A 5937-nucleotide genomic window follows, 5' to 3' on the forward strand; every position below is an offset into this window, starting at 1 on the left:
CCGCAGTCAGGGGCCCGTCGGTTCCCGCCGCGGCAGACCCGCGTCACGATGTCGAGCAGAGCCGAACAGACCGCGAGGGCCTGAGCTCGGAGCCGACGTCACTGGGAACGGAATGGAGAAACGGTGACCCGCCAGCGGGCACCGCCGACCAGGCTACCCGTCCGCAACCGGCCGGCGCCAGGGACAACGGCAGGGTGGAGGCGTGGTAATGGACACCCTCATCTCCGTACCCTCAAGGCAGAACCGCTACAGGAAGGATGGTGGACAATCATCGCAGCCCTCAGTCACGCAGCCTCCACCCCACTGCCCCGTCAGTCGAAAGGTTCTTGGATGTCAGTGAGTCAGTTCTGGATGCTGCCGATCGTCGCCGCGGCCTGCGTGGCACTCGTCGCAGGGCCGGTATCGGCATGGGCCAGGAGCTACATCAGGCGCCCCTCACCCAGCACCGTCCCCGGCGTCTCCGATGTCTCCGATGTCTCCGACAGCGGGGAGTCACGAACGACTCCGGCGCCTCCGGCACTGAAGCATCCCGGTCTGCTGGAGCGGGGACCCCAGGCGCTCCTGGCTCTCGCCCTGTGCTGCTGGTGCGCATGGTGGGGCGTGCGGGCGGGCGCCATCGGGGCGACACTCGTCGCTCTTCCGGTTCACGCTCTCCTGGGATGCGCGGCCGGCGTCGACGGCGTCGCCCACCTCCTGCCCAATCGGATCCTGGGATCGGTCACGGCCTGGCTGCTCGCCTGCGGAACGGCCGCCGCGATCTGGCAGCCGGAGAACCTTCACGCATGCTGGCGGGCCCTGCTGCTGGCGGCCGTGACGGGCGCGGTCAGCCTGACGCTGGCACTGATCGGCACCGGCATGGGAATGGGCGATGTCAAGCTCTGCGCCGTCATCGGGCTGTGGCTGGGGTGGCTCAATCCTTGGATGCTCGCCCTCGGACTGTGCGCAGGAGTCTTCCTCGGCGGGATTGCCGCATTGTTCCTGCTCGTCACCCGCCGAGCATCGCGTAAGGATCCGATGGCCTACGGCCCCTACCTCATCGCCGGCGCACTACTCGCCTGGCCCCTGGCGATCAGCTGACATGGGGATGGCCATCACCCCGCGGGGAGAAGTGCACGGAACCACGAGCAGAGCATCGTGATGATAAGGACTGCTCACCAGAGCGAGGGTGCCGGCGCTGGACTCTGTTGAGAGAATCGGCGGCGGCCCAGACGGCTCGGATCCGGGAGCGCACGTGAGGAGTGAGCATCCAGGCATCGGGGGTCCACTGCCGAATGACTGCCAGCCCTTTCCATTTCAAGAAGTTGATGCGGGGATGGTCGGTCGGCCAGCCGCGCGGTGCGTTCTTCAGCGGCCGGCAGGTCGCGGTTGGGGCGGAACATGCGCAAAGGGCCGAACTCGTTGGAGAGCTCGTCGACCAGTGCACTCATGGGTGCTTTCACGTCCCGCCGCCAACGCCGTCTGTTAGCGTCCCAGAAGTCCTTCGAGTTGTCCTGCGCCAGGTCGGCGAAGAACTCGCGCCGGGCCGCCGGTAGTCCTTGGAAGCCGCTCACGACTTCCTGCCTTCTGACTCCCCGCCGGTGAGTGCGCGGTTGTGGCGCATGGCCACGTTGACCCAGAAGGCGAGGTGGGCGTCGTCGGCAACGACCTCGGGGGCGACGGTGATCCAGCCGGGCCCCATGACTCGCCCGGCCCCCATGCGGGCCCGCTCGGCACCGGGCTCGGCCAGGAGCGCCTCATAGCGGTCGGCGGCGACGCGCACCAGGAGGTCCCCGCTCCTTCCGACACTGACGATCATGGTGTCGTTGACCATGATTGCGCGGCCTCCGAACATGGACACCTCGCGCACGTCCGGTTCATCATTGACCAGCGCGCGGACACGCTGAACGAGGTGGTGCTGCTCGGGTGTCATTGCTGCCATGGCTTCGCCTCCCGTCGGCGGTCAGTCGGTCAGGGGTCGCCAGCGGTCCGCACCGGCGTCCCCGCCCGCACCGGCGACCTTGAGGCGGGACATGAAGTGGGCCCAGCCGTGCGCGTGCCCGCGGACCTCGGGCTCGGGCAGATCGACGTGGCGCAGATCCACACGCGTGCCGCCGGTGATCGGCGTCAGGAGGAACTCGACCCTGGACGCACCGACGGGCAGCTCATCACTGCCGGCGAAACCCCACGAGACCACCACGCGCTTGAACGGCTCGACCACAAGGTACTCGCCCCGCACGGGGTGGCCGGCGATATCGACCGCGAACCGGCCACCCGGCGTCGGATCGAGATCGGCGTACTGCCCCATCCACGCCGTCATGCCCTCGTTGGTCGTGAGGTACTCGAATACCGCCTGCGGGGGCGCCTCGATCTCGATGGAGTCCCGGAACTCAGCCATGCTGCTTCTCCTCTCGCTGCTCGACGACGGCCTTGAGAGCCGCCAGCCTCTCGGGCCAGAAGTCATCGAGGTAGGAGCGCACCGCCGCGAGCCCATCCGTGTTGAGCACGTACAGACGGCGCGTGCGATCAGCGGTGACGGTCGCCAGACCCGCCTTCTGAAGAGCCCGAAGATGGTGCGAGGCGGCCTGCTGCGACAGCCCGACCGCCCACGCAACGGCGCCGACCGGCTGGGGACCGGAGCGGATCACTCGCAGGATCGCCCGACGGTTCCCATCGGCCAGCGCCCGCAGCGCCACATCGACGTCGATCACCTCCGCCGCCCCCATACAACCTCCTCAGCTCGATGACCCACCCTAACACAAACATTCTTTTGTACTCGATTCTGTTTGTATGATGAGTGTGCAGCCGCTCCTCGCGGTTAGCTCACGATCTCCTAGAGGTCATGTCAGCTGGCGCTCCGGCAGTGGTCGAGGACGTGCTTTCCCCACGAGGTCCGGGCGGAGTCAGCCGGCACGGCGCCCACCCGCGACCGGGGCGTTCGCATTAATGGCGGCCCCCTCCGACTGTTGGGGCACGAGCACCCGGGCCTCGAACCGGCGCCGCGCGCCCCCCTTGTGCGGGAGGCGGCCGACGCCGTCGTGAAAGAGGAAAGAGCCTCAGGCCTTGGTGACGTCCATCGGGATGCCGGGACCCATGGTGGTGGTCATCGAGGCCTTGAGGATGTAGCGGCCCTTCGAGGTCGCGGGCTTGAGACGCAGGACCTCCTCCAGGGCGGCCTGGAAGTTCTCCGTCAGCTGCTCCTCGGAGAAGGAGACCTTGCCGATGATGAAGTGGAGGTTGGAGGCGCGGTCCACGCGGAACTCGATACGGCCGCCCTTAATGTCGGAGACGGCCTTGGCCACGTCCATCGTCACGGTGCCGGTGCGGGGGTTGGGCATGAGGCCGCGGGGGCCCAGGACGCGGCCCAGGCGGCCGACCTTGCCCATGAGGTCGGGGGTGGCCACAGCAGCGTCGAAGTCCGTGTAGCCGCCTGCGACCTTCTCGATGAGCTCGTCGCCGCCGACCTCGTCCGCGCCGGCGGCAAGGGCCTGCTCGGCCCGCTCGCCCTGGGCGAAGACGACGACGCGTGCGGTCTTACCGGTACCGTGCGGCAGGGACACGGTGCCACGGACCATCTGGTCCGCCTTGCGGGGGTCGACGCCCAGACGGAAGACGACGTCCACGGTGGCGTCGAACTTCGTGATGGAAGTGGACTTGGCCAGGTGAATGGCCTCGGCCGGGGTGTAGAGGACTCCGGACTGGATCTTCTCAGCCGCGGCGCGGTAGGCCTTGGAGCGCTTGGTCATCTGCTTCTCCTTGCAGTCGTGGTGTTCGGGCCGCGCGAGGCCCTTCCACGGGTTCGTATGGGGATTGAGTTGAGAGGGCCGACAGGCCGGCGGGTGCCTCAGGCCTCGACGGTGATGCCCATGGAGCGGGCGGTGCCGGCGATGATCTTCGCGGCGGCCTCGACGTCGTTGGCGTTGAGGTCGGGCATCTTGGACTCGGCGATCTCACGCACCTGAGCCTGGGTCAGGGAGGCCACCTTCACGGTGTGGGGGGTGGCGGAGCCCTTGGGGACGCCCGCGGCCTTCTTGATGAGCTCGGCGGCCGGCGGGGTCTTGGTGATGAAGGTGAAGGAGCGGTCCTCGTAGACGGTGATCTCCACGGGGATGACGTTGCCGCGCTGCGACTCAGTCGCCGCGTTGTACGCCTTGCAGAACTCCATGATGTTGACGCCGTGGGCACCCAGGGCGGGGCCGATCGGCGGTGCGGGGTTGGCCTGGCCGGCCTGGATCTGGAGCTTGATCAGCCCGGCGACCTTCTTCTTGGGGGCCATAGGAATGGGTCCTTCTTACTTGTCCGGATGTGCTGCACGCCTGCCGTGCAGCCGTGGGTGCATGCGCACGCACAAGCGCTCATCGTAGCCCTCCGCGGAGCCACCTCAGGGCGCGCGTGCGTGGTATCACAGGACAAAGCCCTGTGATACGCAACTCCCGCCCCCTTCGCCGCCGAGTCTCTCGACCCGGATGGCGCGTGATCCGACAGCACAGGACATGCACCGTCGGACCACCGCGGATGACGGGAGCCCCGCCTCAGGTGGGTCTCAGATCTTGGCGACCTGGGCGAAGGAGAGCTCGGCCGGGGTGTCGCGGCCGAACAGGGAGATGAGCACCTGGAGCTTCTGGGTCTCAGGCTGGATCTCGGAGATCGTGGCCGGTAGGGACTCGAAGGGGCCGTCGGTGACGATGACGGACTCACCGACCTCAAAGGCGACCTCGAAGACCTGGCCACCGGTGGTGATCTGGGTTCCGGAGCCGGACTCGAGGGCGGCGGTGGCCTCGACGGCGGCGGCCTCCTTGGCGGCGATCTCCTCCGGCGTGGGGCCGAGCTGGGCGACGGCCTCCTCGAAGGTCAGCGGGACCGGGTTGTACCGGTCCCCCACGAAGCCGGTGACGGCCGGGGTGTCCTTGATGGTGCGCCACACCTTGTCCGAGGTCTCCGGGTCATCCAGGTCCATGCGCACGAACACGTAGCCGGGGATGCGCACCCGGGAGACTTCCTTCTTCTTATTGCCGTTCTTGATCTCGATGACCGTCTCCATGGGGACGGTGGCGTCGAAGATGTAGTCCTCGACCTCGAAGTTCTCGGCGCGGGCCATGATGTCGGCGGCCACGCGGCGCTCGTAGCCGGAGTAGGTGTGCAGCACATACCACTGCCCCGGCAGGGCCGACATCTGGCGACGGAACTCGGCCAGCGGGTCGACGACGGGAGCGTCCCGGGTCGGCTGGGGCGACTCGGCCGCGCCAGCGCCCTCCACGACCTCGTCGACCGCAACAGGGACCGCCTCCGCGGGGCCGTCCGTGCCCTCGGCCTCGGCCACATCGACGAAGTCGTCAGTCTCAGCGACCTCGACGTCGTCGGCGACGAGCGGGGCGGGGGTCTCGACGTCGTCGGGGGTGGTCTGCGAGGAGACGTCCTCAGACATGGTGTACCTGCTTTCCAGTGGCGTAAGACGAGCGGATGCGACGGGCTGCCCGAACGACAGCAATGGTGAGAGAAGCGGTCAGGGACGGAACCGGCCACCCATGAGGAAGGCGCAGCCGCCGCCAGGAGATCAGGCGAAGAGCCACATGACGGCCCGGTTGAAGGCGAAGTCCAGCACCCCGGTGAAGGCCATGATGGCAAGGATGAAAATAACGACCACTGTGAAGTAGGTCCACAGCTCGTTCATGGTGGGCCAGACGACCTTGCGCAACTCGTCAATGACCTGGCGGATGAACAGGGCGATGCGCCCGAAGAAGCCGCGCTTCCGGTCCGGCTTGCCTGCCGCGGCGCGTGCGCTCTCGCTCATGAATCTGGGTCCTCAGGGTCGACGGTCAGGTCAGCTCCCGCACAGCGGGGAGAAAGACGAAACCGACGGGATCTCCCGACAGATCCGCCGTTCTCAGCAGGGCAGGCGGGACTCGAACCCACAACCGCCGGTTTTGGAGACCGGTGCGCTACCAATTGCGCCACTGCCCT

10 protein-coding genes, 1 tRNA gene and 1 pseudogene are annotated in these 5937 nt (G+C 67.6%); 2 read left to right on the forward strand and 10 right to left on the reverse strand.

Annotation, left to right across the window (positions count from 1 at the left end; translation table 11 throughout):
* Positions 1–209, forward strand: a 209-nt coding sequence (locus RWR81_RS11955) for a hypothetical protein (RefSeq protein ID WP_314457960.1), incomplete at its 5' end; no start/stop codon positions are given.
* A gap of 121 nt (positions 210–330) precedes the next feature.
* Positions 331–1077: an A24 family peptidase gene (locus RWR81_RS11960; RefSeq protein ID WP_314457961.1), complete on the forward strand. Its 747-nt coding sequence runs from the start codon at positions 331–333 to the stop codon at positions 1075–1077.
* Here RWR81_RS11960 and RWR81_RS11965 read toward each other — a convergent pair.
* The 10 genes and pseudogenes from RWR81_RS11965 to RWR81_RS12010 all read right to left on the reverse strand — a co-directional run bounded on the left by RWR81_RS11965 (position 1070) and on the right by RWR81_RS12010 (position 5937).
* Positions 1070–1423: a DUF2461 family protein gene (locus tag RWR81_RS11965; RefSeq protein ID WP_314457968.1), complete on the reverse strand. Its 354-nt coding sequence runs from the start codon at positions 1421–1423 to the stop codon at positions 1070–1072. The genes RWR81_RS11960 and RWR81_RS11965 overlap by 8 nt on opposite strands.
* Position 1424: 1 nt before the next feature.
* Positions 1425–1550 (reverse strand): annotated as a pseudogene (locus tag RWR81_RS11970) (DUF2461 domain-containing protein); the annotation flags it as partial.
* Entirely contained in the window at positions 1547–1918 is a 372-nt protein-coding gene (locus RWR81_RS11975; protein WP_314457962.1) for a TfoX/Sxy family protein, read from the reverse strand. The gene RWR81_RS11975 and the pseudogene RWR81_RS11970, both read right to left, overlap by 4 nt.
* A gap of 21 nt (positions 1919–1939) precedes the next feature.
* Entirely contained in the window at positions 1940–2374 is a 435-nt protein-coding gene (locus tag RWR81_RS11980; protein ID WP_314457963.1) for an SRPBCC domain-containing protein, read from the reverse strand.
* Positions 2367–2702, reverse strand: coding sequence for a metalloregulator ArsR/SmtB family transcription factor (locus RWR81_RS11985; RefSeq protein ID WP_314457964.1), 336 nt, complete (start codon positions 2700–2702; stop codon positions 2367–2369). The genes RWR81_RS11980 and RWR81_RS11985 overlap by 8 nt, the downstream gene beginning before the upstream one ends.
* Positions 2703–3032: 330 nt before the next feature.
* Positions 3033–3722 carry a 50S ribosomal protein L1 gene (rplA, locus tag RWR81_RS11990; RefSeq protein ID WP_314457965.1) on the reverse strand — a complete coding sequence of 230 codons (690 nt, stop codon included), beginning with the start codon at positions 3720–3722 and terminating at the stop codon, positions 3033–3035.
* A gap of 98 nt (positions 3723–3820) precedes the next feature.
* Entirely contained in the window at positions 3821–4252 is a 432-nt protein-coding gene (gene rplK, locus RWR81_RS11995) for a 50S ribosomal protein L11 (protein ID WP_009233246.1), read from the reverse strand.
* A 267-nt stretch (positions 4253–4519) separates the two neighbouring features.
* Positions 4520–5401 carry a transcription termination/antitermination protein NusG gene (nusG, locus tag RWR81_RS12000; protein ID WP_314457966.1) on the reverse strand — a complete coding sequence of 294 codons (882 nt, stop codon included), beginning with the start codon at positions 5399–5401 and terminating at the stop codon, positions 4520–4522.
* Positions 5402–5530: 129 nt separating this feature from the next.
* Positions 5531–5767 carry a preprotein translocase subunit SecE gene (gene secE / locus RWR81_RS12005; protein WP_314457967.1) on the reverse strand — a complete coding sequence of 79 codons (237 nt, stop codon included), beginning with the start codon at positions 5765–5767 and terminating at the stop codon, positions 5531–5533.
* Between the two features lie 97 nt (positions 5768–5864).
* Positions 5865–5937 (reverse strand) — tRNA-Trp (locus tag RWR81_RS12010).

Source organism: uncultured Actinomyces sp. (assembly GCF_963526355.1).
Taxonomy (GTDB): domain Bacteria; phylum Actinomycetota; class Actinomycetes; order Actinomycetales; family Actinomycetaceae; genus Actinomyces.